The following is a 24,010-nucleotide window of genomic DNA, read 5'->3' as shown; positions in this document are numbered from 1 at the left end:
GTCCGCATCGCCCAACGCCTCCTCGCGTTGACCGCCGCCATCTGGCACAACCGCGCCACCAGCCAACCCATCACCCGATCCCTGACCGCCTACGACCACTGACCGAGTTACGCATTACTCGTCTAGGCGCGGTAGGTGGTGATCGTGCCGCCGTGGCCGAAGGTCAGGACCTCGGCGGGCGTGAACTCGCGTGGCCCGAAGCCGCCGGTGAACATCGGCACGCCGCCGCCCGCGACCACCGGGTAGGACTTGACCACCAGTTCGTCGATCTCCCGCACAGCCAGATGTCCAGGCCGTCTCGGCCTTGAGCCGCCGCGCCAGGTCCAGCGGATCGCCGGGCACGAGCGTGACGGCCGGGTCGGCCTCGGTCAGCGACCGCGAGACGACGTAATGCCGCAGGGGCGGGTACGGGCTGTTCATGCCTTCGGCCAGCGCCACCATGTCCGGGTCGAGCGGGCACGAGCTTGCGCATGGTGGATGGACTCCGCATGTAGTACTTTAAGTGAAGTGATTGCGACCGTAGTACTACGTCTGGAGTGGTGTCAACGTCATGGTGCGACGCAATCCCGAGCGGCGCGCGGCGCTGCTCGACGCCGCGATCGAAGTCCTGGCCAACGAGGGCGCGCGCGGGCTCACCTTCCGGGCGGTCGACCAGCAGGCCGAGGTGCCGGTCGGCACGGCGTCCAACTACTTCGCCAACCGCGGCGAAATCCTCAAGCACGCGGGGGAGCGGGTCTACGAGCGGCTGGTGGACGACGCGGTGATCGCGGGCGGCCTGGAGGGACCGCGTGACCGCGCCCGCGTCACCGCGCTGATGCACGAACTGGTCGACCGCGTGGCCGCGTTCCCGACCGGGTTCCTGGCCCTCCTGGAACTGCGGCTGGAAGCCGCGCGCCGTCCGGAACTGCGGGAAGTGCTGACCGGCCGCATCCGCGCGGACGTCGATTTCAACGTCGAGTACCACGAGAAGTCCGGCCTGCCCGGTGACGGCACGATGGTGGTCCTGCTGTGGCTGGCGCTGAACTGGCTGATCATGGAACGGCTGACGCTGCCGGACCTGTTCACCGAGCGGGAGCGCCGCGACCTGGTCACCGCGCTGGTCGAGCGGCTGCTGGCCGGGCAGCCGGCCTTACCTCCGGGGTAATTCCGCCTCGGCGGCCGCCCTGCGCGCCGCCGCTTGAGGCCGAAAAGCGGCTGACAGCGGTCCCCGTGCGTCGTAGGTTGCCGCGGGTGGAGGAGATCGTCACCCAGCTCGAAATGACCGCCGCCGGCCAGTTGAACCCCGCTCCGCTCGTCGACGGGGTCGCGCTGCGGACCACCGGGCCGGGGCCGCTGATCCGCGAGCTGCACGTCCGGATCGGGACGCCGTACCGGTGGCCGGGCGCCACCCGCGGGGACGCCGAGTGGGACCGCTGGCTCGCCGCACCCCGCCGCGAATACCGGCTCATCGAGTACCGCGGCGAACTCGCCGGCGCCGCGGATTTCGAGCCGCAGCCCGGGAACGACGTCGAGATCACCACGTTCGGCCTGCTGCCGGAGTTCGTCGGGAAAGGACTCGGCGGGTGCGCGCTCACCCTCGTCGTCGCCGACGCGTGGGCGCTGCCCGGGACGCGGCGCGTCTGGCTGCACACCTCGACGCTCGACCACCCGAACGCGCTGCCGAACTACCTGCGGCGCGGCTTCCGCAGCTTCAGCCGTCCACTTTGACCGCGATGCCGACCGTCCGGTCCTCCGGGCCGCGCAGCTTCGAGAAGAACATCGTCACCCGCCCGACGATGCCGTATTTGCGGGCGATCGCCCGCCGGACCTGCTCGGTCTCGGCGGCGTCCAGCAACCGGGCCTGGCCGGAGACCTTCGCGCCGTGCGTCTTCCGCCCGCGGACGTCGCAGGCCTGGACCTCGACGCGGCCGCTGTTGCGGATGCGCTTGACCTTGCCGGCCTCGCGCACCGACCACAGCACCAGCTCGCCGTCGCGGCCGGCCACCCAGATCGGGGTCGGCACGGCCCGCCCGTCGCGCCGGAACGTGGTCAGGACGACGTAGCGCTCGGCGGCGAGGCGGTCGGTCTCGGAGGTCATGCGCCCACCGTAGCCGGGTGGCGGACGGCGATGCCCGGGTAGCGGGTGATCAGGCCCGTGTCGTCGTACTCGAGGACGCAGGCGAAGGCGAACGCGGGCGCCGAGTAGTGGTAGCGGCCGGGGGACAAGTGCTCGTAGGTCTGCTCCAGCCGCTCGACGCCGAGGTCGGCCGCGCGGACGTAGGCTGCGGGTGCCTCGGCCCGCCCGCCGGGCGGCAGAGCGAGGCGGTGCACCGGGAAGGTGTTCGTCATCGCGGACGCCTCGAGGTCGAGGTCGAGGCAGCCGGCCAGGTGCGGCGCGGGCCGGCCGTCGAGCCGCCAGTGCCCGCGGCCGTCGGCTTCGACCGCCAGCTCCCGCGCACCGAGTCCGGCGATCCGGGCGGAACGCAGTGTCCACTGTGGATCGACGACGAGGGTGTACCGCACCGCCCAGGCGACGCCGTCCTCGACCGCGCTCGTCGCGCCTTCGGCCAGCCAGCCGCCTTCGTGGGGGCGGAAGCGCGTCACTTCGAAGCCGGTACGAGCGTCTTCGTGCCGCCAGGCGGCGCTGCCGGGGAAGGTCATGTCCCACCGTAACCGGCGTGAAGAATGCATAGGCCTTTCGGCGCGGAAAGCCACACGCCTGGCCGAAGCGTTTCAACACGTCTGCCTGCAACGCTTTTCGGGCTGGATTCCCGCACACTGGAGGGCATCGATGGCGGTCAAACAGCAAGTACCGGTTCACCCGCAGGCAGGCTTCTTCGGCGCCGGGCCGTATCCCGCGCGCCGGGCCGCGATCGCCGTCGCGGCGGTCGTGGCGGGGTTCGTGCTGACCGCCATCTGGTCGGCCCCCTTCGTCGACTCCGTGATCGGGGACAGCGTCGCGAACGGGATCCTCGGCCACGACGCGAAAGCCACCCCGATCAGCGGCGTTCTCGCCGGGACGCTCTTCGCCTTCGTCTCCGGCCTCGCGGGTTCCTTCACCGCCTGCAACATCGCCGCGTTCGGCGCCGTCGCGCCGCTGGTCGGCGACCAGGCGGGCGGGAAGCGGAACGCGCTCAAGCCGCTCGGCTGGATCTCCGCCGGCATGCTCACCGTGTCCGTCGTCTACGGCGTCATCGTCGCGCTCGTCGGCACGCGGATGCCGCAGTTCTCCACCGCGAAGACCACCGGGCTCTCCCCGCGCAGCATCCAGTCCATGATCGCCTTCGGCGTCGTCGGCCTGGTCTTCCTCCTGATGGGCCTGATCGCCCTCGGCATCCTCCGCAACCCCTTCGCCGGCTTCACCCGCCGCCACCCCGCCGCGCCGCTCGTGCTGATGGGCGCGCTCATCGGCGGATTCCTCATCGGACGGCCCTACCCGCTCTTCCGGATCATGTTCCGCGACGCCGCCGAGCAGCACAACGTCCTCTACGGCGCCGCCGCGTTCGCGTTGCAGTCGCTCGGCAACATCGTCGTCATGGCGGTGCTGTTCCTCATCCTGACCTACGCCACCGGCGGGCGTGTGCAGCGCTGGCTGGCCGCGAAACCGGCGCGGATCGCCACCGTCACCGGCGTCGCGCTGCTCGTCGGCGGCACGTTCACGCTGCTCTACTGGGACGTCCGCGTGCTGGGCCGGCTCGGGATCATCTGGTTCCCGATGATCAACTGGTAGCCCGTCCGAGCCAGCGGTAGTCGGGTGCCGGGTCGAGCTGGACGCCGTTCGCGACGGCGATCAGCTCGGCTTCCGGCCGCGCCCCCGAGACCGTCAGCCAGCGCCCCGACGGCAGCCGCACCGCGACCGTCGCGTCCCGCCCGGTCGCCGGCGGCACGAAGAAGCCTTCGCCGCCGCGGACGGTCACCGGTTCCGCACCCTGGACGCCGGGCGCATCGCGGCCGGCGGCGGCCCGCACCGCGGCGACCGACGGCCGGGCCGGGTCGGCCGCGGTCAGCTCGGTACCCGCGTCACCGGGACCGGTGCCCTTCACCACGGTCGAACGTTCGGCCAGTCCCGCCGGCAGCGGGCCGAACCGCAGCTCGCCGCGGACGCCGACCGGGTCGGCGGCGACCGAGTCGGCGACCCGCTGGGCGATCGCCCGGGCGTCCGGGAGCCCGAGGACCTGCACGACCAGCACGTGCTGCTCGTCGGCCAGCCAGGTGAGCTCCGCGGTGCCGCGGGAGCCGGTGAGCATGGCGACCCGGCCGTGCACCAGGACCTGGTCCTTGATGGACGCGATCCGCAGCGCCGTCTGCGACCACTCGGGGTCGGCGGTGGGGTACGCCGTCAGCGTGACCTTCGCGAAGCCGGCCGTCCACTGCCGGACCTGCGGGGTGAGCCCGGGTCCGCCTTCGCGGTACTGCTCGGTGAAGCCGTCCGGCAGCCACTCCGGGCCGTAGCCGAGCACCGGGCGGCTCGCGGCCGGCGCCGGGTCCGGCCGGGTCAGCAGCTGCGTGCCGGAGACGACGCCGACGACCACCACGACCACGGCGGCGGCGACCAGGGCCAGCCGGGTCGCCGGCCGCCGCTTCCGCCCGGCGCGGGCGAGCGCGTCGCGCACCGCGTGGCCGTCCGGGGCGCGGGCGGCGAGGCGGTCCAGGCTGTCCCGGATCAGCGTCTCGGTCTCGTGGTCGCTGCGGGTCATTCGGGGGCTCCGGTGGTGACGGCGGTGTGCTTCAACCCGGCTTGGCGCAGGGTGGTCAGGGCGCGCGAGATCTGGCTGCGCACGGTCGACGCGCCGCAGCGCAGGACCGCGGCGATCTCGGCGTCGGAGTAGTTCTCGTAGTACCGCAGCACGACGGCCGCGCGCTGCTTGCGGGGCAGCGTGGCGAGCAGGCCGAGCACGGCGTCCCGCTCGTCGTAGGCGGTCGCGGGGTCGGGCTCGGGCGGGCCGAGGTCGTCGAGGACGTCGTGGCTGCTCGACACCATCCGCCGCACCGCCCGCCGCCGCCAGGACAGGTACTCGTTGGTGATCATCCGCCGCACGTAGGTCGGCGGCGCGGCGATGCCGTCCCACCGCTGCTGGGCGCGCAGGAGCACGTCCTGGACGACGTCCTGCGCCAGGTGCGGGTCGTTCGTCAGGACGGTGGCGTAGCGGAGCAGCCCGTCCAGCCGCTCCGCCACGAACTCTTCGAAGGTCACACGCGTCCTTTCGGTCCCTCCTGTGGACGCGCGAGGGGGCCGTGCCGCTGCACGGCGGACGGAACTTTTTTCACCGGGGCAGGACGTCCTCCAGCCGGACGAACGCGAAACCGGTGGTCGGCAGGTTCCCCACCGCGGGGCGGCGCTCGCCGTCGTGGACCACCAGGAGGCCGTGCGGGAAGCGGCGGCCGAGGGAAGCGGTGCTGATCGCCGAGCCGTCGGAGTGCTCGACCGAGTCCGTGCCGCGGCCCGCGACGATCCGCAGGTCACGGACGTGCCGGCCGTAGACGACGAACCGCGAGTCGCCCTGGCTGGAGGCGAACAGCGTGCCGTTCGCCACCGCGAGGCCCTCCGCGTCGGCGGTCAGCCACCGGCCGCCGTACCCGGGGTCGGCGCCGTCCGGGACGCACTCCTCCGACGCCGCGTCCCAGCGCTGCGGGACGCCGAAGGAGCGCACGCGGTCGATCAGCTCGGGCCGCCCGAAGCCCCCGGACGTCAGCGGGATCCGCCAGATCCCGACGTCCTCCTGGGCGGTGTAGAGCACGCGCCCGTCGAGCACCGAGCCCTCCAGCTGCGGCCGTTCGCCGGGTTCCTCGCACGGCGACCACGAGGTGCCGTCCGGCAGCCGGAACCGCGCCGGCAGGTCCACGGTGTCGATCGGCTCGGTGCCGACGGTGCCGCCCGGCCGGTCGACCAGCCGCAGCAGGGCCACGCGCGTCTCGTGCCGCCGGGTCACCGCGACCCAGCGGAGGCCGGTGCGAGGGTCCCGGCCCGCGGCCAGGCCGTAGGCGGTCCGCTGCTCGTCCACTTCGGACTCCGACGCGGAGAACACCGGCGCGGCGGCGGGGTCGGTGACGTCCCGCAGCAGGTGCGCGCCGGCCGCCGCGCCCGCGGGGTCGATCCGGTAGACGCGGATGCGGTCCCGGCCCCGGTCGCTGACGACGGCCAGGTCCCCGACGACGTCGACGTTGTTGAACCGCCCGCCCGGCCCGGCGGGGACCAGCTGCAGCGTCCGCGCGCCGAGGTCGAACGCGGCGAGGCCGCCCTCCTTGAGGGTGCCGAGGACGACGCTGCGCTCGGGGTCGCGCGGGTGCACCCAGATGGCCGGGTCGTCGGCGTCGGCGTCGGCCGGGGTGGCGCCGGCGTCGTCGACGAAGGCCTGGGTCTGGAGGACGGGCGCCGGGTCGCGGGGAGCGGCCGACGCGGGGACGGCGGTCAGGACGGAGACGGCGGCCACGGCCACCGGGAGGAGTCTGCGCACGCGCGGAAACTAGACGAACCGGGTGGCCGGGGCGTGAACGGCGGATGCCGGATCGCGGCCGGTCCGACCCCCTTGACTACGCTGGTGGCCATGTCTGTCGCGGTGCGGGTGATCCCCTGTCTCGACGTCGACGCGGGCCGGGTGGTGAAGGGGGTCAACTTCGCCGGCCTCCGTGACGCCGGAGACCCTGTCGAGCTGGCCCGGCGCTACGACGCCGAAGGCGCCGACGAGCTCACCTTCCTCGACGTCACGGCCTCCTCCGGCGACCGCGAGACCACCTACGACGTCGTCCGCCGGACCGCCGAGCAGGTCTTCATCCCGCTCACCGTCGGCGGCGGCGTCCGCAGCAACGACGACGTCAACCGGCTGCTGCGGACCGGCGCCGACAAGGTGAGCATCAACACCGCCGCCATCGCGCGGCCGGAGTTCCTCAGCGAGGCGTCGCGGAGGTTCGGTGCCCAGTGCATCGTGCTGTCCGTCGACGCCCGCCGCGTGCCCGAGGGCGGCGAGCCGACCGCCTCCGGCTTCGAGGTCACCACCCACGGCGGCCGCCGCGGCACCGGGATCGACGCCGTCGAGTGGGCCGCCCGCGGCGAGGAGCTGGGCGTCGGCGAGATCCTGCTCAACTCCATGGACGCCGACGGCACGAAGAACGGCTTCGACCTGGAACTCCTCGAACTGGTGCGCAAGGCCGTGCGCGTCCCGGTGATCGCCAGCGGGGGAGCGGGGGCCGTCGAGCACTTCCTGCCCGCGGTGCGGACCGGGGCCGACGCCGTGCTCGCCGCCAGCGTGTTCCACTTCGGACAGCTGACGATCGGGGACGTCAAGGGCGCCCTGCGCGAAGGCGGGGTCGAGGTCCGGTGAAGTCCTGGCAGGCACCCGTCGAGGTGAAGGTGACCGCCGGCCTGCTGGTCGGGCTCCCGGTCGCGTGGGCGCTGCTCGACCTGATCCCGGTGCTGAGCGCCGGGGCGGGCCTGGCCATCTACCGGATGCCCGCGCTTGCGCTGCTCCTCGGCGCCGTGGTGACCACCGGGCTCGTGCTGAAGATGGGCAGCGCCCGGATCGGCGGCCTGGTCGTCACCGTCGTCTTCGCGCTGCTGCACGCGTTCCTGCTGCTCGCCGCCGAGCTGTGGTTCAACAAGCTGTTCTCCGGCCTTTCCTTCGCCGGCTACGGCTACGCGTTCGTCCTGCTGAACTCGATGCCGCTCAAGCGGCACATCCTGGGAGCCACCGCATGACCCTGGACGCGGCCGTCTCGGCGCGCCTCAAGCGCAACACCGACGGCCTGATCGCCGCGGTCGTCGTCGAACACGCCACTTCGGACGTGCTGATGATGGCCTGGATGAACGACGACGCCCTCGCGGCGACGCTGGCCACCCGCCGCGGGACGTACTGGTCGCGCAGCCGGCAGAAGCTGTGGGTGAAGGGCGAGACGTCCGGGCACTACCAGCACGTTCGCGAGGTGCGGATCGACTGCGACGGCGATACGGTGCTGCTGCGCGTCGACCAGACCGGCCCGGCTTGTCACACCGGCACGCACACCTGCTTCGACACCGAGGAACGCCTCCTCCTGGCGGATGAGAAAGAGCACGCGTGACCATCGTCGCCGACATCCTGGTCGGGCTCGTCGCCCTGATCCACCTCTACATCGTCGTCCTGGAGATGTTCCTCTGGACCTCGCCGCGCGCCCGCGCCGGTTTCGGCACCACGAAGGAGTTCGCGGAGGAGACGAAGACGCTCGCGGCGAACCAGGGGCTGTACAACGGCTTCCTGGCGCTCGCGCTGGTGTGGGGCCTCATCGCGAGCGACCCGACCGGGTTCCAGCTCAAGCTGTACGGCATCGTCTGCGTGATCGTCGCGGGCCTCTACGGCGCCGCGACGGCCAGCAAGCGGATCCTGTTCGTCCAGGTGGTGCCCGGCGCGCTGGCGCTCATCGCGCTGCTGCTCGCGCGGTAGCCCGTCCGGTCACCGGGCGGCGTCCCGGAGCAGCGCCAGGGACGCCTCCTCGCTCAGCGCGGCCTTGGCGAGCAGCCTGGCCACCTGCTGGTGCCCGGAAATCTGCGCGTCCTCGTGCAGGAAAGCCGTCGAGCAGACGTGTTCGACGGAGGCGATCGGCGGCGAGCCGGGGAACTCGTAGATTTCGAACGGGCCGATCAGGCCGGGGTGGTAACCGATTCCGGCGGGGACGATGCGCAGGCTGATGTTCCGGCGCTGTGCCATCGCCTCGAGGTGGTCGATCTGGTCGGACATGACCCCGGGAATGCCGAAGTCCTCCTGCAGGGAACGTTCGCCGAGCAAAGCGGTGAACCGGATGGGTTCGCGGCGGGTGAGAATTCCCTGCCGGGCGAGCCGGACCCGCAGTTGCCGGTCGGCCTGTTCGATCGGGACCGCGGAACTGTCCACGATGGCCCGGATGTAGTCCGGGGTCTGCAGCAGCCCGGGAACGATCAACGGCGACCACGAGGTGATGGCGTTCGCGGTCCGTTCCAGGTCCAGTCTCGTGGTGAGCGCGAAGGGGAGATCGGTGTTGCCCGAGGCGAGCCAGTTGGGTTCGCGGGCGTGCCGGGCGAGCGCCCGGATCCGGTCGCGCTTTTCCCCGGTGACGCCGAGCAGCGCCAGGATCGCCGACACGTCTTCGACGCTCGGCAGGCGCTGTCCCTTTTCCCACACGGACAGCAACTGGGGGAGGATGCCCAGTTTGTCGGCGAGAGCCCGCAGGCCGATTTTGCGCGCTTCGCGTTCTTCGCGCAGCGAAGCGGCAAGTGTTCTCGCGGCGGGTCCCGAAGACGTTGGCTTCATGCGGCGATACTACGAATCGCTCAATTCCACGATTGTGCGAATGGTGTCCACGAATGGCGATCGGCCGCAATTCGTCCGGCATTCGGGTGACGCTGATTCACGATCGTTGGTGCCTTGGCTGCGTCGTTTGTCGATGTAGTGCTGGGTCCGGGGGCAGACGCGCCGTCGAGTGAGCATGATGGCATGAAAGGCGTTGTCGAGAGCTCGGTCGCCGCAACGTCCAGGGTGGGACACCGACGGAGCTCAGGAGTGCGGGGCCGGGGCGGAGAGCTGCGTCTTGTTGTCGGTGAGTTCGTCGCGGATGCGCCGGATCGATCCGGTCGGACGGCGCAGTTCGGTGCGGCGGCCTGCAGCGCCCGGGTCGGGCCGATGCCATAGCCGCGGGTGCCCTCCAGCGCGATCACCACACGCGGTCCTGGCGCGTGGTCGACGATCCAGCTCAGTGTGTCTGCGAAGCCCGTTTCGTTGTTGCTGATCCTGGCAACGGCCCAGACCGGAACCGCTGCCCACCACACTCACAGAGCCGGTTGACTGGTGGCTTTTCTCGCGGCTTCGGCGCGATTCCGGCCGCGGGGTCAGCCGATCTCGCCGGTCAGGTACCGCTGCAGGTTCGGCGCGATCGCCCGCACCAGCACCTCGACGTCTTCGGTGGTGAGCGGCTCGAACTTCGCCACGTACCGGACCATGCCCAGGCCCACCATCTGGGTCGCGCACAGGTTCATCCGCAGCGCGTTGCGGTCCGAGCCGATCGAGGTGATCAGCCCGCTGAAGAACCGCTGGAAGAAGTCGCGCAGCACGTGGCCGGCCTGCTCGTGGCCGGTGATGCTGCGGATGAGCGCCACGAACTGGCCGCCGCCCGCGCTGTCCCAGCGGGTGATGAACGTGCGGACGATCCGTTCGCCCAGTTCGTCGGCGGGGCCGTTGCGGAGCGCCTTCTGCAGCTCCAGGGGGTCGAACGGCAGCTCGAGGACCGCCTGGGCGAACAGGCCCTCCTTGCTGCCGAACCAGTGGTTGACCATGGCCGCGTCGACGCCGGCGCGGGTGGCGATCGCCCGCACGGTCGCACCGTCGTAGCCGTTTTCGGCGAACACCGACCGCGCGGCGTCGACCAGCGCCGTGCGGGTGTCCTGGCCGGCCGGGCGGCGCCCGCGGCGGCGGGCAGTAGTCTCGGGGTGGTCCGTGGTGCTCACGACCCCATCATGACGCACGGATCCGCGGAATTCAATGAACGTTGAATTCGACACCCGGAGAAGCCGGGTGCCGAGGGACCGGCACAATGAGGTCCATGGTCAGCGCATCCGCCGGTCCGGCCGGTCCCGGCACGGTCAGCCCGTCCCGCGAAGACTTCCGCGTCCTCGCCGAGAGCCGCCGCGTGATCCCGGTCGTGCGCCGGGTCCTCGCCGACGGCGAGACGCCGATCGGGGTGTACCGCAAGCTCGCCGCCGACCGGCCCGGCACGTTCCTCTTCGAGTCCGCCGAGAACGGTGCGTCCTGGACCCGCTGGTCGTTCATCGGCGTCCGCAGCCCGGCCGCGCTCACCGTCCGCGACGGCGAAGCGGTCTGGACCGGCACCCCGCCGGTCGGCCTGCCCAGCGAGGGCAACCCCCTGGAAGTCCTGCGCGAGACCATCGAGGCCCTGCACACCGAGCCGCTGCCCGGGCTGCCCCCGCTGACCGGCGGCATGGTCGGCTACATCGGCTACGACGCCGTGCGCTGGCTGGAAAAGCTGCCCGAGCTGGCCGAGCGCGACCTCGACGTGCCCGAGCTGACCATGCTCCTGGCCACCGACCTGGCCGCGTTCGACCACCACGAGGGCACGGTCACGCTCATCGCGAACGCCGTCAACTGGGACGACTCGCCCGAGCGCGTGGACGCGGCCTACGACGACGCCGTCGCCCGCCTCTCCGCGATGACCGAGCAGCTGCAGGTGGCCGCGCCCGCCACCGTCGCCGCGTTCGACCGGCCCGCGCCGGACTTCGTGCGGAAGCGGTCCAAGGAAGACTTCCACGCGGCCGTCGAGAAGGCCGTCGAAGCGATCAAGGCCGGCGAAGCGTTCCAGATCGTGCCGTCGCAACGGTTCGAGATCCCGACCGCGGCCGACGCGCTCGACATCTACCGCGTGCTGCGGACGTCCAACCCGAGCCCGTACATGTACCTGCTGCGGCTCGAAGGCTTCGACATCGTCGGCTCCAGCCCCGAATCCCTGGTCACCGTGCGGGACGGCCGCGCGACCACGCACCCGATCGCGGGCACCCGCTGGCGTGGTGTCGACCCCGAAGAGGACGCGCAGCTGGCCAAGGACCTCCTGGCCGACGAAAAGGAGCGCGCCGAGCACCTGATGCTCGTCGACCTCGGCCGCAACGACCTCGGCAAGGTCTGCAAGCCGGGCACCGTGCGCGTGGTCGACTTCTTCCAGATCGAGCGCTACAGCCACGTCATGCACATCGTGTCCACCGTCACCGGCGAGCTGGCCGAGGGCAAGACGGCGTTCGACGCGGTCACGGCGTGCTTCCCGGCCGGGACGCTGTCCGGCGCGCCGAAGGTCCGCGCGATGGAGCTGATCGAGGAGCTCGAGCCGGTCCGCCGCGCGCTCTACGGCGGGGTCGTCGGCTACCTCGACTTCGCCGGCGACGCCGACACCGCGATCGCGATCCGCACCGCGCTGGTCAAGGACGGCATCGCGCACGTCCAGGCGGGCGGCGGGGTGGTCGCCGACTCGGTGCCGGACTACGAGGACACCGAGTCGCTGAACAAGGCCCGGACCGTGCTGTCGGCGGTGGCCGCGGCGCAGACGATGGTGCCGGCGGGCGCCCTCGACCCGGCCGCGGACGCCGCCCGTGTCTGACGCGCCGGGCCCGGACCCGGCCGCCTCGAAGCGTCCACTGTGGATGATGGTGACCGCGCTGCTGCTGGGCGCGGCCGCGTTGTGGGGTGCGTCACGGCTGACGTGGTTCGCCGAGTTCCGCGACGGCGGCGTGCGGGGCACGGTGCTCTACCGCGAGACCGGCGAGCAGCAGGCCGCCGCGCTCGTGCCGCTGGCGCTGCTGGCCCTGGCCGGCGTGGCCGGGCTGGTGGCCACCGGCGGCTGGGCGCGGCGCGTGCTCGGCGTCGTGCTGGCGCTGGCCGGCGTGGCGGCGGTCTGGCTCGGCGTCGCCGGGGTCCGCTTCTCCGGCTACGCCGACGGCCTGCCGGTCACCCAGATGCTGGTGGGCCGCGGCCTGGCCGTGCTCGGGGGAATTCTCGTCGCCACCGGCGGGTTGGCAGCCGTCAAGGGCGCGTCCCGGGCCACCCGGCTCGGGGCGAAGTACGCAGCTCCGGCCACCCGGAAAAAGGTCCGTGACCCCGACGCGGAGCTGTGGGAGGCCCTGTCCGAAGGGGAAGATCCGACCGACGTCCGAGGGAGGCATTCGGAGTAACGCGCACACCCGGAACCGGGCGTCGCGGATGCGGGGGTTAGCATCGTTTCGGCGGGAAGGGGAAGGTTTTTGTGAGCGACCTTGCGAGTGAATCCGTGAGCACGCGCCCTGGTGGGGGCGCCCGGTGAGCGTGCTCGAAGACATTGTCGCCGGCGTGCGGGAAGACCTCGCCGTGCGGGAATCCGCGCTGCCGTTCGACGAGCTGAAGCTCCGCGCGGCCGCCGCCCCGGCGCCGCGCGACGTGATGGCCGCCCTGCGCGAGTCCGGCATCGGCGTCATCGCCGAAGTCAAGCGGCGCAGCCCTTCGAAGGGCGAGCTGGCCGACATCCCCGACCCGGCCGCGCTGGCGAAGGACTACGAAGCCGGCGGGGCGCGCGTGATCAGCGTGCTCACCGAGCAGCGCCGCTTCGGCGGTTCGCTGGCCGACCTGGACGCGGTCCGCGCCGCGGTGGACATCCCCATCCTGCGCAAGGACTTCATCGTCAGCCCGTACCAGGTGCACGAGGCCCGCCTGCACGGCGCCGACATGGTGCTGCTGATCGTCGCCGCGCTGGAGCAGAACGCGCTCGTCGCCCTGCTCGACCGCGTCGAATCGCTCGGCATGACCGCGCTGGTGGAGATCCACAACGCCGAGGAAGCCGACCGGGCCCTCGAGGCGGGCGCCAAGGTCATCGGCGTCAACGCGCGCAACCTGCACACCCTCGAGGTGGACCGCGACGTCTTCTCGCGGCTGGCCCCCGGCCTGCCGATGGACGTCTACAAGGTCGCCGAATCCGGCGTCCGCGGCCCGGGCGACCTGATGTCCTACGCCGGCCACGGCGCCGACGCGGTGCTGGTCGGCGAGGGGCTCGTCGCGTCCGGCGACCCGAAGGGTGCGCTGGTCAAGCTGGTCACCGCCGGGTCCCACCCCGCCTGCCCGAGGCCGTCGCGGTGACGGAACACGGCAAGCACGACCCGGACGAGCGCGGCTACTACGGCCCGTACGGCGGGCGGTTCATGCCGGAGGCGCTGATCGGCGTCGTCGACGAGGTCGCCACCGAGTACGAGAAGGCCCGCCACGACCCCGAGTTCCTGAACGAGTTCAACCGCCTGCTGCGCGAGTACGCCGGACGTCCGTCGCTGCTCACCGAGGCCAAGCGCTTCGGCGAGCACGCCGGCGGCGCGCGCGTGTTCCTCAAGCGCGAGGACCTGAACCACACCGGCTCCCACAAGATCAACAACGTGTTGGGCCAGGCGTTGCTCACCAAGCGGATGGGCAAGAAGCGGGTCATCGCCGAGACCGGCGCGGGCCAGCACGGCGTCGCGACGGCCACCGCGTGCGCGCTGCTCGACCTCGACTGCGTCGTCTACATGGGCGAGGTCGACACCGAGCGCCAGGCGCTGAACGTGGCCCGCATGCGGCTGCTGGGCGCCGAGGTGATCCCGGTCAAGACCGGGTCGCGGACGCTGAAGGACGCGATCAACGAGGCGCTGCGCGACTGGGTCACCAACGCCGACAGCACGCACTACCTGTTCGGCACGGCGGCCGGCCCGGCGCCGTTCCCGACCATGGTGCGCAACTTCCACCACGTCATCGGCGAAGAGGCCCGCGCGCAGATCCTCGAGCAGGCCGGGCGCCTGCCCGACGTCGTCGCGGCCTGCGTCGGCGGCGGGTCGAACGCGATCGGCATCTTCTCGGGCTTCTACGACGACCCGTCGGTGCGGCTGGTCGGCCTGGAGCCGGGCGGCGAGGGCATCGAGGGCAACCGCCACGGCGCGACGCTCACGAAGGGCACGCCGGGCAACCTGCACGGCGCGATGACGTACCTGCTGCAGGACGAGGACGGCCAGACGGTCGAGTCGCACTCGATCTCGGCCGGGCTCGACTACCCGGGCGTCGGCCCGGAGCACGCGTGGCTCAAGGACACCGGCCGCGCCGAGTACCGCCCGGTGACCGACGCCGAGGCGATGGACGCGTTCAAGCTGCTGTCCCGCACCGAGGGCATCATCCCGGCGATCGAGTCGGCGCACGCGCTGGCCGGCGCGCTGGAACTGGGCCGCGAGCTGGGCCCTTCGGGTCTCATCGTGGTGAACCTCTCCGGCCGCGGCGACAAGGACATGGACACGGCGGCCAAGTGGTTCGGACTGGTGAACGAATGAGCGGGCTGGACGACCTCTTCGCCTCGACGCGCGCCGAGGGCCGCGCCGCACTGGTCGGCTACCTCCCGGCGGGCTTCCCGACGGTGGCCGGCTCGAAGGACCTGATCGCGGCCTGCGTCGACGGCGGCGCAGACCTGATCGAGGTCGGCGTCCCGTATTCGGACCCGGTGATGGACGGCCCGACGATCCAGGCGGCCTCGGTGACGGCGCTGGACAACGGCTTCCGCCTCAAGCACGTGTTCGAGGTGGTCGAATCGGTGTCCGCCCGCGGCGGCCGCGCGGTCGTGATGACGTACTGGAACCCGGTGAACCGCTACGGCGTGGACCGGTTCGCCCGCGACCTGGCCTCGGCGGGCGGCCTGGGCTTGATCACGCCGGACCTGATCCCGGACGAGGCCGGCGCCTGGATGACGGCTTCGAAGGAGCACGGCCTGGACCGCACGTTCCTGGTGGCGCCGTCGTCGTCGGAGGAGCGCCTGGCGTTGACGGCGGCCGCGTCGTCGGGGTTCATCTACGCGACCGCGGTGATGGGCGTGACGGGCGCGCGCGACCAGGTCGGCGCGGGAGCGGAAGAGCTGGTCCGCCGCACGAGGGCGCACACGTCGTTGCCGATCGGCGTGGGTCTGGGTGTCCGCTCGGGCGACCAGGCGGCCGAGGTGGCCTCGTTCGCGGACGCGGTGATCGTGGGTTCCGCCCTGGTCACGGCGGCGGCCGAGGGCGCTGACGGCGTGCGTGCGTTGTCGGCGGAGCTGGCGGAGGGTGTGCGCCGGGCGGTCGCGACCGCGTGAGCCGGCGCGCTGTCGCACCCGTGTGACACCCATCGCCCGATCAGAACAGTCGGTGGTGGTCTGCATACTCCTCGTGTGCTGATCCAGAACGCGCTTTTCCTGCCGCCACGACCGGGTGGCTGGACCGTCGACGAAGTCCTCTGGGGAAGGTCCAAGCCGCCTTGGCGCCTGCTTTGCCGGACGACACCGAGCTGCTCCCCGGCGTGAACGTGCGGATCGGACCACAACGGCTGCTGATCCCCGACCTGGTCATTCTCAATTCCTGCTGGCCGCGGAGATCGTCTCACCGTCGACCAAAATCCAGGACCGGGTCCTCAAGCGGGCCATCTACGCCGAAGCCCTGATCCCGTACTACCTCCTGGTCGAACCCGGCGACCCCATCGCGGCGACCCTGTTCGAGCTCCACGGCGGCGAGTACGAACCCATCGCCAAGAGCGACAAAACGGATCTCGCCCTCACTCGCCCCTTCACCGCCACAATCCGCCTCGCCTGACCCGCCTTTGTACGAAAGCTGTACACCCGCGCGGCAAAGTCCGCGCCATGGACATCGCACACCTCCCGCGGCGCAGCTTCCTCCGCGGTGCCGCCGGGCTCGCCGTCGCCGGGGCCGCCGGCCTGGTCCTCCCCCGAGCCGCCCAAGCCGCCACCGAGCCGCGGACCTACAGCTGTGCCGAGTGGGGTGCCCGCCCGCCCGCCGATGCGCTCACCACGCTCGACCACCCCGCGAACCGGATCCTCATCCACCACATCGCCAGCGCCAACAGCACCGACTACTCGCTCGCCCACGCCTTCCAGGTCGCGCGCGACGACCAGCACGACCACATCGACAACAACCACTGGTCCGACACCGGGCAGCACTTCACCGTCAGCCGCGGCGGGTACCGGCTCGAAGGGCGGCACGGCAGCCTCGACGCGCTGCGCGGCCGGAGCACCATGATCCAGGGCGCGCACTGCCCCGGGCAGAACACCAACGCCATCGGCATCGAAAACGAAGGCCTCTACACCAGCGTCGAACCACCGCAGCCGCAGTGGGCATCGCTCGTCGTCTTCTGCGCCTACATCTGCCGCCAGTACGGCATCCCCGTCGAAGAGATCAAGGGCCACCGCGACTACTACAACACCGAATGCCCGGGTGACCGGCTCTACGCGAAGCTCCCGCAGCTCCGGAGCGAGGTCGCGAAAGCCCTAATGTAGGTACCGCATCACGGCGCACAGCTCGTCCGGCGGCAACGCACCCAGCCGGTCGAGCTCGCCGCGGCGGACGTCCATCAGCGTCGTCGCCAGCTCGGGGCCGAACGCCGATGTCAGGGCCGAGTCCGCCTCGAACGCCGTCACCGCTTCGGTCAGCGACGCCGGCAGCCGCGACGCCGAGGGGAGCGTTCCCGGGTCGACGTCGACCGGCTCCGGCAGCGTCGCCTCCTCCGAAACCCCGGCCAGGCCGGCGAAGATCAGCGCCGCCACCAGCAGGTACGGGTTCGCCGTCAGGTCGAAGCACTTGACCTCGAAGTTCGCCGCCCGGTCGCGCTGCCCGGCCGGGCCCTGGACCAGCCGCAGCGGCGCCTCGCGGTTCTCCAGGCCCCACGCGTGGAACACCCCGGCCCAGTGGTGCGGCTCGAGCCGCAGGTAGCTGACCACCGAAGGCGCGCCGATCGCCAGCAGCGCCGGCAGCCGGGCCAGGATCCCGGCGCCGAACGCCTCCGCCGTCTCGGTGAGCCCGAACCGCCGGTCGCCGCCGGCGCACAGGTTGCGGTCACCGTCCCACAGGCTCAGGTGGACGTGCCCGCCGTTGCCGACGCCGTCCGGGGCGAACTTCGGCGTGAACGACGCCCGCAGCCCGTGGTGCTCGCTGACCGTCCGGATCGTCTCGCGCGTCAGCACGGCGACGTCCGCCGCGCGCACCGGGTCGCCCGCCGCCACCGACACCTCGAACTGCCCGGCCGCGTACTCGGGGTGGATCTGCTCCACCGCGACCCCCTGGGCGGCCAGCGTCGACACCAGCGTCCGCAGGTAGCGCGCCTGCGAAGACAGCCGCGCGTAGCCGTAGGCCGGGCCCGCGGTGGCCGAGCGCGGATCGTCCGGCGCGTCGGCCGCCGTGACCACCCACTCGATCTCGAACGCCGTCCGCACGTTGTAGCCCAGCTCCGCGAGCCGGGCCGTCGCGGCCGCCGCCAGCGCCCGCGCGTCCTGCGGGTGCGGCTCGCCTTCCTGGTCGTAGCGCCAGGCCGGCGCCCACGCCCAGCCGGGCTGCGCGGCCAGCGGCACGAGCGCGTCGAGGTCCGGGTGCAGCCGCAGGTCGCCGACCGGGCCGCGCGAGTACTCGCCGCCCACGATGTCGTCGGTGGCCAGGAAGAAGTCGAACGAGTTCGACGCGCCGACGCCCCACGCCGCCGCCGACCACAACCGGTCCACCGGGACCGCCTTCACCCGCGCGATGCCGCTGTTGTCCACGAAGGTCAGCGCGACGAGCTCCACGCCGGCGGCGCGCAGGCCGTCGGCCCGGAGTGCGCCCTGTTGCGCGAGTTCTGCCCGATCGAGCTGGCTCATCCTGCCCCCGTCGATGTTCACTGGGTCGGTTGCTTGCGCTGAGTCGATGGCTTGCGAGTGAGGTGGAGATCGTGTCAGACACCGTCGAAACCCGTCCAGGGCTACGCCGATCCCTCTCCGTCTGGCAGGCCGTCGGCCTGTCCGTGGCGCTGATGGCCCCGAGCATGGCCGCCAACATCAACCCCCAGCAGACCGCCGCGGCCGCCGGCCGGGCGGTGCCGCTCGCCTTCCTGCTCTCCGCGGTCGGCGTCCTGCTGGTCGCGTACGGCTTCGTCAAGCTCTGCCAGCACTACCAGCACGCCGGGTCGGTGTACGCCTTCGTCGGCGCGACCCTCGGCCCGCGCGCGGGGGTCGTCTCGGGCATCGGGCTGCTCGGGACGTACACGTTCTACGCCGTCGTCACCAGCTCGGCGGCGGGCACGCTGGGCACGGCTTTCCTGACGCAGACCGGGATCTGGCCGGATCCGCCGTCCTGGGGCCCGTTCGTGCTGACCGCCGTGGCGTTGATCGGCGCCTGGCTGCTGTCCGTGGTGCCCGCGCGCCGCGGCACGAGCACCCTGCTCGCCGTCGAAGGCGCGACGATCGCGGTGATCCTGCTGGTCACCGTGGTGATCGGGGTCCGGCTCGTCGCCGGGAACGCCCCCGGCGGCGCCCGGTTCACGATGGAGGTCTTCGTCCCGGAAACCGGGCTGTCCGGGGTGTTCCTCGGCGCGGTCTTCGGCTTCCTGTCGTTCGCCGGGTTCGAAGCCGCCGCGACGCTCGGCGAGGAAACCCACGACCCGAAGCGCAACATCCCGCGCGCGATCCTCGGCACGGCCCTCTTCGGCGGCCTCTACTTCGTGGTGGTGACGGCCGTGGAGATGATGGCGTTCGGCAGCGACGCGAGCGCGTTCCACGACTCGCCGTCCCTGCTCGGCGACCTCGGCAGCCGGTACGCGGGCGCCTGGGTCGGCGACGTCATCAGCGTCGGTGCCGCGATCAGCGCGTTCGGTTGCTGCCTCGCCTGCGTCGTCGGCGGTTCGCGGCTGCTCTACGCCCTGGGCCGCGACGCCGGTGGCGGCCTCGGCCGGACGTCCTCGCGCGGTACCCCGGTGGCCGCGGTGAGCGTCGTGACCGCCGCGGCGGCGCTGATCATCGTGGTGTGCGCGGTCTTCTTCGGCGCGACGGCGTCGGACACGTTCGCCTGGTCGGGCTCGATCGGGACCCTCATCCTGCTGGTCATCTACCTGCTCACGACGATCGGCGCGATCCTGCTGCTGTTCGTGAAGCGCCGGATGCGCGTGCCGGGGTGGCACCTCGTCTTCCCGATCGGCGCGCTCGCCGTGCTCGGGTACACCGTGTACGTCAACGTCGTGCCGTACCCCACCGAAGGCCCGGCGCGGTGGTTCCCGGTGGTGGCTGCGGCGGTACTGGTGCTCGCGGTGATCGCCGTCCTGTCCGCGCCGCGGTTCGCTCGTAGGGTGGGGGAGAGGCTGACGAACGCGGACGGAGGCGCATGACGAGTTTGCTCCCGTTCGTCGCGGATCTGCCGCTGGTGGACCACCACTGCCACGGCGTCGTCACCCGGGACGTGACCCGCGCGGACTTCGAAGCGATGCTGACCGAGGCCGACGCGCCGTCACCGCTGGGGACGAGCCTGTTCGACTCGCTGATCGGGCTGGCCGTGCGCGCCCGCTGCGCGCCCGTGCTAGACCTGCCCGAGCACGCCCCGGCCGAGGTCTACCTCGAACGCCGCGCCGAACTGGGCGCGGCCGAGGTGGCCCGGCGGTTCCTGCGGGCCACCGGCACGACCGCCTTCCTGCTGGACGGCGGCTTCCTGCCGGACGCGCTGACCACCACGCCGCAGTTCGCCGAGCTCGCGGGCACCCGCGCGCACGACGTCGTCCGGCTGGAACAGGTGGCGGAGGCGGTGATCGGGGGAACCACGGCAGCCGGGTTCGCCGGGGCCTTCGCCGACGAGCTGGGGAAACGCGCGGCCACGGCCGTCGGGCTCAAGTCGATCGCGGCCTACCGCGTCGGCCTGGAGCTGGCCGGGGAGCGGCCGTCGCCGGCGGAGGTCGAGGCCGCCGCTGGGAGGTGGCTCGCCGCGGGCGGCGGGCGGCTGGCCGACGAGGTGCTGCACCGCCACCTCGTGTTCACCGGCCTCGACCTGGGCCTGCCCGTGCAGTTCCACGTCGGCTACGGCGACTCCGACGTCGACCTGCACCGGTGCGACCCGCTGCTGCTCACCGGGCTGCTGCGGGCGACCCGTGGCCGCGGTGTGCCCATCCTGCTGCTGCACAACTACCCGTTCCACCGCCACGCGGCGTATCTGGCGCAGGTCTTCGAGCACGTGTTCGTCGACGCCGGGCTCATCACGCACAACGCGGGCTTCCGGGCGCCGGCCGTGCTGGCCGAGCTCCTGGAGCTCGCGCCGTTCGGGAAGGTGCTCTTCTCCACCGACGCCTTCGGGCTGGCCGAGCTGTACCACCTGGGCACGGCCCTGTTCCGGCAGGGCCTGTCGGACTTCCTGCGTGCCGCGCTGGCCGCGGACGCGATGTCCGAAAAGGACGCCGTCCGGCTGTGTGCTTTGGTGGGACACGAGAACGCGAAGAGGATCTACCGCTTGGAGCACGTGTGAGTGATCTGTGGACCCGGTGGACGCAGGCGATCGCCGACGAACTGCCCGCCGCCGTCGAGCTCCGGCACGCCGTGCACGCCGACCCGCGCGGCTCCGGTGACGAGGAGGACACCGCCCGCCTGGTCGCCGGCGCGCTCGGCGCGGGCGACGGCACTCGTATCGCCAAGACCGGGCGCGCCATCCCGCTGCCCGGCGGGGCCGGCCCGGCCGTGGCGCTGCGGGCCGAGCTCGACGCCCTGCCGGTGCTGGAGGGCACCGGCGTGCCGTGGGCGTCCGGGAACGAGTTCATGCACGCGTGCGGTCACGACGTCCACCTCGCCGCGCTGGTCGCCGTCGGCCGGGCCGCGCAGCGCGTCGGCGTGCCGCGGCCGATCCTGGCGCTGCTGCAGCCGCGGGAGGAGACATCGCCGCCGGGCGCGCTCGACGTCGTCGAGTCCGGGGTGCTGGCCGAGCACGGCGTGGACGCGGTGATCGGCGCGCACGTCCAGCCGCGGATCGCGCACGGCGTCGTCTCGGCGGTGCCGGGGCCGGTCAACGCCTCCACCGACGAGTTCGAGGTGACGATGCACGGCCAGGGCGGCCACGCCGGCTACCCGCACCTGCTGCGCGACCCGATCCTGGCGCTGTCCCAGCTGGTGGTGAGCCTGCAGCAGGTCGCGTCCCGCCGGATCGACCCGGTGTTCGGCGCGGTCTGCTCGATCGGCCGCATCCAGGGCGGCGCGGCGGCCAACGTCGTTCCCAACAGCGCGAGCGCGTTCGGCTCGCTGCGCCTGATGCGCACGAAGGACCGCGAACGGGCCCTGGAAACGCTGGCGGAGATCGTCCACGGCACCGCGCGGGCCCACGGCTGCACGGCCGAGCTGGAGATCAGCCCCTGCGAGCCGGTCCTGGACAACGACGCGGCACTGGCCTCGGGCGCGCAGCGGTGGCTGCGGCACGCGGGCTTCGTCGTCGACGAGGGGTTCCGCTCGTTCGGCGCCGACGACTTCGCCCACTACTGCGGCGGCGGCACCCGCGGGCTGATGCTGTTCGTCGGCCTCGGCGACACGGCGGGGGTGCCGAGCCTGCACGACGAGCGGTTCCTGCCGCGTGACCAAGCCGTCACCCAGGTCGCCCACGCGCTGGTGGCGGGGTACCTGGCCGCCTTGGAGGCTCCGGTGCCTTAGCGCTACGGTGGCCGCGTGATGAGCGCCTACCTCGCGACGATCCCGAGCCCCGACCGCGGTGTCTGGCACCTGGGACCGATCCCGCTCCGCGCGTACGCCCTGTGCATCATCGCCGGCATCATCGTGGCGATCTGGTGGGGCGAGCGCCGGTGGATCGCCCGCGGCGGCACCAAGGGCACGGTGATCGACATCGCGGTGTTCGCGGTGCCGTTCGGCCTGGTCGGCGGCCGGTTGTACCACGTGATCACCGACCCCGAGCTGTACTTCACCGAGGGTCGCAACCCGTGGAACGCGTTCGCGATCTGGGACGGCGGCCTCGGCATCTGGGGCGCGATCGCCCTCGGCGCGGTGGGTGCGCTCATCGCCTGCCGCCGCAAGGGCATCCCGCTGCCGGCGATGGCGGACGCGGTGGCGCCGGGCATCGTCGTCGCGCAGGCGATCGGCCGCATCGGCAACTACTTCAACCAGGAGCTCTACGGCGCGCACACGGACCTGCCGTGGGGCCTGGAGGTCTACCAGCGCTTCAACCCGGAGGACCCGGACAACCTCCTGAACGGCGTCGCGACCGGCCACATCCCGCTGCCGGAGAGCCCGGTCCACCCGACGTTCCTGTACGAGCTGATCTGGAACCTGCTGGTCGCGCTCCTGGTGGTCTGGGCGGACCGCAAGTTCAAGCTCGGCCACGGCCGGGCCTTCGCGCTCTACGTGGCGGGGTACACGGTCGGCCGCGGCTGGATCGAGATGATGCGGACCGACACGGCGAACCACATCCTCGGGCTGCGGGTGAACGTGTGGACGTCGATCCTGCTGTTCGCGGGCGCGGTGGCGTACTTCGTGGTCGCCGGGAAGCGCGGGCCGCGGGAGGCGCCGGAGACCCTGGTCAGCAAGGACGCCGCGGGCCCGGACGAGGTCCCGGCTTCGGAGGCCCCGGCCGAGCAGCCCGAGGCCGAGCCCGCCAAGGTCACGGCCGACGTTCCGGCCGAGAAGCCCGCGGAGGAGACCCCGGCCGAAGAGCCGAAGAAGACCGACGAGAGCTGAGCGTCAGAGGTCCGGCAGGCCCAGCTCCAGGTTCGGCGCCTGCAGCCCGCCGTCGACCTCGAGGATCTTGCCGGTGATGTACCCGCCGGCCCGGGACGCCAGGAACACCACCGTCGCCGCGATGTCCTCCGCCTCGCCGATCTTGCCCAGCGGTGTCTCGCCCTCCATCTTGGCGCGCAGCTCCGGGTTGCCCACCACGATCTCCAGGGCCGACGTCGCCACCGAACCCACCGAGATGGCGTTCACCCGGACGCGAGGGGCCAGATCCGCCGCCGCCAGGCGCGTGTAGTGGGCCAGGGCCGCCTTCGCCGTTCCGTACGCCGCGAAGCCCCGGCCCGCGAGGCGGCCCATGACCGAGGAAATGTTGACTACCGAGCCGCCCGTCTCCAGCAGCGAGGGTGCCGCCGCCACCGTCAGCGCGTGGGCCGTCGCCACGTTGAAGCGGAACGCTTCCTCCATGAAGTCCACCGACGACTCGAGCAGGGGCCGCGGGTACGTGCCGCCCACGTTGTTGACCACCAGGTCGAGCCGGCCGAACTCGGACACCGCCGTCGCGGCCAGCGCGGCCGCCGCCTCGGGGGAGGAGAGGTCGACGGGTACTGGGAACGCTCGGCGGCCGGCCGCGGAAACCCGGGCCGCGACCTCGTCGAGCTGGGCGGCGGTCCGGGACGCGATCACCACGTCGGCGCCCGCTTCGGCGAGGGCCACGGCGGTGGCCGCACCGATCCCGCGCCCTGCTCCGGTGACCACCGCGACCTGGTCGGTGAGCTTGAACCGATCGAGGATCATGCGGCGAAATGTAACACGTTCTAGTGACCGCGGACACAGCGAGCCGATCAGGTCACGTTAGACTCGACCGGAGTTTCCGGGCCGTATACTTAGCGGAACGAACTACCGGAAGCCCATCAGGAACTACGTCGTTCCGCGCAGCCAGATCGTTACCGTCCGACGCCGTCCGGGGCGCTCTGAGATGCTGCTGGCATGTTTCCCAGGTGTTAAAGTCGCGCTAACAAGCGGGCCATCGTCGTCCCGTGCGCTCCCCGGCCGGTAGCCCGGCCCCGCACGA

General features: G+C 72.1%; 28 protein-coding genes and 1 pseudogene. 19 read left to right on the top strand and 10 right to left on the bottom strand.

Annotated features, from left to right (window positions below; genetic code table 11):
- Window positions 1-102: pseudogene (locus H5965_RS41240) on the top strand (IS982 family transposase); the annotation flags it as partial.
- Between the two features lie 20 nt (window positions 103-122).
- Here H5965_RS41240 and H5965_RS41235 read toward each other — a convergent pair.
- Window positions 123-278, bottom strand: coding sequence for a hypothetical protein (locus tag H5965_RS41235; protein WP_310976520.1), 156 nt, complete (start codon window positions 276-278; stop codon window positions 123-125).
- A 272-nt stretch (window positions 279-550) separates the two neighbouring features.
- On the opposite strand from H5965_RS41235, the gene H5965_RS41230 reads away from it, so the two are divergent.
- Both H5965_RS41230 and H5965_RS41225 read left to right on the top strand, forming a co-directional pair.
- The gene (locus H5965_RS41230; RefSeq protein WP_310976518.1) at window positions 551-1,144 is read left to right on the top strand and encodes a TetR family transcriptional regulator; all 594 of its coding nucleotides are present in this window, start codon (window positions 551-553) and stop codon (window positions 1,142-1,144) included.
- Window positions 1,145-1,230: 86 nt separating this feature from the next.
- Window positions 1,231-1,707 carry a GNAT family N-acetyltransferase gene (locus H5965_RS41225; protein WP_310976516.1) on the top strand — a complete coding sequence of 159 codons (477 nt, stop codon included), beginning with the start codon at window positions 1,231-1,233 and terminating at the stop codon, window positions 1,705-1,707.
- Here H5965_RS41225 and H5965_RS41220 read toward each other — a convergent pair.
- Window positions 1,691-2,077, bottom strand: a complete 387-nt coding sequence (locus H5965_RS41220) for a PPOX class F420-dependent oxidoreductase (RefSeq protein WP_310976514.1) — start codon at window positions 2,075-2,077, stop codon at window positions 1,691-1,693. The genes H5965_RS41225 and H5965_RS41220 overlap by 17 nt on opposite strands.
- Window positions 2,074-2,640: a putative glycolipid-binding domain-containing protein gene (locus H5965_RS41215; RefSeq protein WP_310976512.1), complete on the bottom strand. Its 567-nt coding sequence runs from the start codon at window positions 2,638-2,640 to the stop codon at window positions 2,074-2,076. Before H5965_RS41215 ends, H5965_RS41220 begins: the two co-directional genes overlap by 4 nt.
- A gap of 130 nt (window positions 2,641-2,770) precedes the next feature.
- Here H5965_RS41215 and H5965_RS41210 point away from each other — a divergent pair, with 130 nt between their 5' ends.
- Window positions 2,771-3,709, top strand: coding sequence for a hypothetical protein (locus H5965_RS41210; protein ID WP_310976511.1), 939 nt, complete (start codon window positions 2,771-2,773; stop codon window positions 3,707-3,709).
- Here the strand turns inward: H5965_RS41210 and H5965_RS41205 are convergent.
- The 3 genes from H5965_RS41205 to H5965_RS41195 form a co-directional block, all read right to left on the bottom strand.
- On the bottom strand, window positions 3,699-4,676 hold the full coding sequence (locus tag H5965_RS41205) for a hypothetical protein (RefSeq protein WP_310976509.1): 978 nt from the start codon (window positions 4,674-4,676) through the stop codon (window positions 3,699-3,701). The two genes, H5965_RS41210 and H5965_RS41205, sit on opposite strands and share 11 nt — an antisense overlap.
- A complete protein-coding gene (locus H5965_RS41200; protein WP_310976507.1) occupies window positions 4,673-5,173 on the bottom strand; it encodes a SigE family RNA polymerase sigma factor in 501 nt (166 codons plus the stop codon). Before H5965_RS41200 ends, H5965_RS41205 begins: the two co-directional genes overlap by 4 nt.
- Before the next feature lie 70 nt (window positions 5,174-5,243).
- Window positions 5,244-6,416, bottom strand: a complete 1,173-nt coding sequence (locus tag H5965_RS41195) for a phytase (RefSeq protein ID WP_310976538.1) — start codon at window positions 6,414-6,416, stop codon at window positions 5,244-5,246.
- A 108-nt stretch (window positions 6,417-6,524) separates the two neighbouring features.
- Between H5965_RS41195 and hisF the strand changes: the two genes are divergently transcribed.
- Genes hisF through H5965_RS41175 form a run of 4 tightly spaced genes read left to right on the top strand, consistent with a single transcriptional unit; the run spans window position 6,525 to window position 8,390 of the window.
- Window positions 6,525-7,298, top strand: coding sequence for an imidazole glycerol phosphate synthase subunit HisF (hisF, locus tag H5965_RS41190; protein WP_310976505.1), 774 nt, complete (start codon window positions 6,525-6,527; stop codon window positions 7,296-7,298).
- The gene (locus H5965_RS41185; protein WP_310976503.1) at window positions 7,295-7,672 is read left to right on the top strand and encodes a hypothetical protein; all 378 of its coding nucleotides are present in this window, start codon (window positions 7,295-7,297) and stop codon (window positions 7,670-7,672) included. The genes hisF and H5965_RS41185 overlap by 4 nt, the downstream gene beginning before the upstream one ends.
- Window positions 7,669-8,031, top strand: coding sequence for a phosphoribosyl-AMP cyclohydrolase (hisI, locus tag H5965_RS41180; protein WP_310976502.1), 363 nt, complete (start codon window positions 7,669-7,671; stop codon window positions 8,029-8,031). Before H5965_RS41185 ends, hisI begins: the two co-directional genes overlap by 4 nt.
- Window positions 8,028-8,390, top strand: a complete 363-nt coding sequence (locus tag H5965_RS41175; protein ID WP_310976500.1) for a DUF1304 domain-containing protein — start codon at window positions 8,028-8,030, stop codon at window positions 8,388-8,390. The genes hisI and H5965_RS41175 overlap by 4 nt, the downstream gene beginning before the upstream one ends.
- A 9-nt stretch (window positions 8,391-8,399) precedes the next feature.
- Here H5965_RS41175 and H5965_RS41170 read toward each other — a convergent pair whose 3' ends face one another.
- Window positions 8,400-9,233, bottom strand: coding sequence for a helix-turn-helix transcriptional regulator (locus H5965_RS41170; RefSeq protein ID WP_310976498.1), 834 nt, complete (start codon window positions 9,231-9,233; stop codon window positions 8,400-8,402).
- Window positions 9,234-9,808: 575 nt separating this feature from the next.
- The gene (locus H5965_RS41165; protein ID WP_310976497.1) at window positions 9,809-10,423 is read right to left on the bottom strand and encodes a TetR family transcriptional regulator; all 615 of its coding nucleotides are present in this window, start codon (window positions 10,421-10,423) and stop codon (window positions 9,809-9,811) included.
- 95 nt (window positions 10,424-10,518) lie between these two features.
- On the opposite strand from H5965_RS41165, the gene H5965_RS41160 reads away from it, so the two are divergent.
- From H5965_RS41160 to H5965_RS41130, 7 genes are all read left to right on the top strand, one after another.
- Window positions 10,519-12,078, top strand: a complete 1,560-nt coding sequence (locus H5965_RS41160) for an anthranilate synthase component I (protein WP_310976496.1) — start codon at window positions 10,519-10,521, stop codon at window positions 12,076-12,078.
- Window positions 12,079-12,121: 43 nt separating this feature from the next.
- Window positions 12,122-12,649 carry a Trp biosynthesis-associated membrane protein gene (locus H5965_RS41155; RefSeq protein ID WP_310976536.1) on the top strand — a complete coding sequence of 176 codons (528 nt, stop codon included), beginning with the start codon at window positions 12,122-12,124 and terminating at the stop codon, window positions 12,647-12,649.
- 124 nt (window positions 12,650-12,773) lie between these two features.
- On the top strand, window positions 12,774-13,583 hold the full coding sequence (gene trpC / locus H5965_RS41150) for an indole-3-glycerol phosphate synthase TrpC (RefSeq protein WP_310976495.1): 810 nt from the start codon (window positions 12,774-12,776) through the stop codon (window positions 13,581-13,583).
- A complete protein-coding gene (trpB, locus tag H5965_RS41145) occupies window positions 13,562-14,788 on the top strand; it encodes a tryptophan synthase subunit beta (protein WP_310976535.1) in 1,227 nt (408 codons plus the stop codon). Before trpC ends, trpB begins: the two co-directional genes overlap by 22 nt.
- Window positions 14,785-15,576 carry a tryptophan synthase subunit alpha gene (gene trpA / locus H5965_RS41140; protein ID WP_310976493.1) on the top strand — a complete coding sequence of 264 codons (792 nt, stop codon included), beginning with the start codon at window positions 14,785-14,787 and terminating at the stop codon, window positions 15,574-15,576. The genes trpB and trpA overlap by 4 nt, the downstream gene beginning before the upstream one ends.
- Window positions 15,577-15,691: 115 nt before the next feature.
- Complete coding sequence (locus H5965_RS41135) at window positions 15,692-16,069, top strand: Uma2 family endonuclease (protein WP_310976491.1); 378 nt, start codon at window positions 15,692-15,694, stop codon at window positions 16,067-16,069.
- A gap of 47 nt (window positions 16,070-16,116) precedes the next feature.
- Window positions 16,117-16,770, top strand: a complete 654-nt coding sequence (locus H5965_RS41130) for a peptidoglycan recognition family protein (RefSeq protein WP_310976490.1) — start codon at window positions 16,117-16,119, stop codon at window positions 16,768-16,770.
- Here H5965_RS41130 and H5965_RS41125 read toward each other — a convergent pair.
- Window positions 16,762-18,120, bottom strand: coding sequence for a glutamine synthetase family protein (locus tag H5965_RS41125; RefSeq protein WP_310976489.1), 1,359 nt, complete (start codon window positions 18,118-18,120; stop codon window positions 16,762-16,764). The genes H5965_RS41130 and H5965_RS41125 overlap by 9 nt on opposite strands.
- Before the next feature lie 71 nt (window positions 18,121-18,191).
- Here H5965_RS41125 and H5965_RS41120 point away from each other — a divergent pair, with 71 nt between their 5' ends.
- Genes H5965_RS41120 through lgt form a run of 4 tightly spaced genes read left to right on the top strand, consistent with a single transcriptional unit; the run spans window position 18,192 to window position 22,944 of the window.
- On the top strand, window positions 18,192-19,619 hold the full coding sequence (locus tag H5965_RS41120; RefSeq protein ID WP_310976487.1) for an APC family permease: 1,428 nt from the start codon (window positions 18,192-18,194) through the stop codon (window positions 19,617-19,619).
- Window positions 19,616-20,740, top strand: coding sequence for an amidohydrolase family protein (locus H5965_RS41115; RefSeq protein ID WP_310976486.1), 1,125 nt, complete (start codon window positions 19,616-19,618; stop codon window positions 20,738-20,740). Before H5965_RS41120 ends, H5965_RS41115 begins: the two co-directional genes overlap by 4 nt.
- Entirely contained in the window at window positions 20,737-21,906 is a 1,170-nt protein-coding gene (locus H5965_RS41110) for an amidohydrolase (protein WP_310976485.1), read from the top strand. The genes H5965_RS41115 and H5965_RS41110 overlap by 4 nt, the downstream gene beginning before the upstream one ends.
- 18 nt (window positions 21,907-21,924) lie before the next feature.
- A complete protein-coding gene (lgt, locus tag H5965_RS41105) occupies window positions 21,925-22,944 on the top strand; it encodes a prolipoprotein diacylglyceryl transferase (RefSeq protein WP_310976484.1) in 1,020 nt (339 codons plus the stop codon).
- Between the two features lie 3 nt (window positions 22,945-22,947).
- On the opposite strand, the gene H5965_RS41100 is transcribed toward lgt, so the two are convergent.
- Window positions 22,948-23,733 carry an SDR family oxidoreductase gene (locus H5965_RS41100; RefSeq protein WP_310976482.1) on the bottom strand — a complete coding sequence of 262 codons (786 nt, stop codon included), beginning with the start codon at window positions 23,731-23,733 and terminating at the stop codon, window positions 22,948-22,950.
- Between the last annotated feature and the right edge of the window lie 277 nt (window positions 23,734-24,010).

Source organism: Amycolatopsis sp. 505, from assembly GCF_031625235.1.
GTDB lineage: Bacteria > Actinomycetota > Actinomycetes > Mycobacteriales > Pseudonocardiaceae > Amycolatopsis.
Note: the sequence above shows the minus strand (reverse complement) of the source record. Positions and strands in the feature narration are given on the sequence as shown.

Excerpts from the sequence above, each read along its gene's own strand:
- H5965_RS41155 (WP_310976536.1), top strand. The coding sequence starts at position 12,122 with ATGATGGTGACCGCGCTGCTGCTGGGCGCGGCCGCGTTGTGGGGTGCG.
- hisF (WP_310976505.1), top strand. The coding sequence starts at position 6,525 with ATGTCTGTCGCGGTGCGGGTGATCCCCTGTCTCGACGTCGACGCGGGC.
- H5965_RS41230 (WP_310976518.1), top strand. The coding sequence starts at position 551 with ATGGTGCGACGCAATCCCGAGCGGCGCGCGGCGCTGCTCGACGCCGCG.
- H5965_RS41160 (WP_310976496.1), top strand. The coding sequence starts at position 10,519 with ATGGTCAGCGCATCCGCCGGTCCGGCCGGTCCCGGCACGGTCAGCCCG.
- H5965_RS41115 (WP_310976486.1), top strand. The coding sequence starts at position 19,616 with ATGACGAGTTTGCTCCCGTTCGTCGCGGATCTGCCGCTGGTGGACCAC.
- H5965_RS41205 (WP_310976509.1), bottom strand. The coding sequence starts at position 4,676 with ATGACCCGCAGCGACCACGAGACCGAGACGCTGATCCGGGACAGCCTG.
- hisI (WP_310976502.1), top strand. The coding sequence starts at position 7,669 with ATGACCCTGGACGCGGCCGTCTCGGCGCGCCTCAAGCGCAACACCGAC.
- trpA (WP_310976493.1), top strand. The coding sequence starts at position 14,785 with ATGAGCGGGCTGGACGACCTCTTCGCCTCGACGCGCGCCGAGGGCCGC.
- lgt (WP_310976484.1), top strand. The coding sequence starts at position 21,925 with ATGAGCGCCTACCTCGCGACGATCCCGAGCCCCGACCGCGGTGTCTGG.
- H5965_RS41210 (WP_310976511.1), top strand. The coding sequence starts at position 2,771 with ATGGCGGTCAAACAGCAAGTACCGGTTCACCCGCAGGCAGGCTTCTTC.
- H5965_RS41130 (WP_310976490.1), top strand. The coding sequence starts at position 16,117 with ATGGACATCGCACACCTCCCGCGGCGCAGCTTCCTCCGCGGTGCCGCC.
- H5965_RS41170 (WP_310976498.1), bottom strand. The coding sequence starts at position 9,233 with ATGAAGCCAACGTCTTCGGGACCCGCCGCGAGAACACTTGCCGCTTCG.
- H5965_RS41125 (WP_310976489.1), bottom strand. The coding sequence starts at position 18,120 with ATGAGCCAGCTCGATCGGGCAGAACTCGCGCAACAGGGCGCACTCCGG.
- H5965_RS41220 (WP_310976514.1), bottom strand. The coding sequence starts at position 2,077 with ATGACCTCCGAGACCGACCGCCTCGCCGCCGAGCGCTACGTCGTCCTG.
- H5965_RS41100 (WP_310976482.1), bottom strand. The coding sequence starts at position 23,733 with ATGATCCTCGATCGGTTCAAGCTCACCGACCAGGTCGCGGTGGTCACC.
- H5965_RS41215 (WP_310976512.1), bottom strand. The coding sequence starts at position 2,640 with ATGACCTTCCCCGGCAGCGCCGCCTGGCGGCACGAAGACGCTCGTACC.